This window comes from Mesorhizobium sp. M8A.F.Ca.ET.165.01.1.1, from assembly GCF_004792065.1.
Taxonomy (GTDB): Bacteria; Pseudomonadota; Alphaproteobacteria; order Rhizobiales; family Rhizobiaceae; genus Mesorhizobium.
Window position 1 is genome coordinate 1 of record NZ_SRTH01000235.1, and the last position, 289, is coordinate 289.

Consider the following 289-nt stretch of genomic DNA (forward strand, 5'->3'; position numbering starts at 1 on the left):
CGTTCTTCCCGGCCTGTCGAAGCTAGGGAACCGCTCGATATAGTAATGCTGGAGAAAATTGTTATTCCGATAAAGGCAGAATGCCGATTTTAGAATGAAACCTTTATAGATCGACGAAAACTGATACCGGTCATAGACACCCAGGATTTCCGAATCCTGCACGCTTCCGTCGAAGACAATATTCGACAGGAAGTTGACAAACTCCGGCAAATGGCGCGCGGTTGACATCGCATGAAAAAAGTTGCCGTCAATGAGCGTCCTGAACTCCTCAGGGTTGGAGAAAAGGATC

At 47.4% G+C, this 289-nt stretch carries 1 pseudogene; it reads right to left on the reverse strand.

Annotated features, from left to right (window positions below):
• Positions 1-288, reverse strand: a pseudogene (locus EN808_RS36875) (XRE family transcriptional regulator); the annotation flags it as partial.
• Position 289 lies beyond the last annotated feature (1 nt).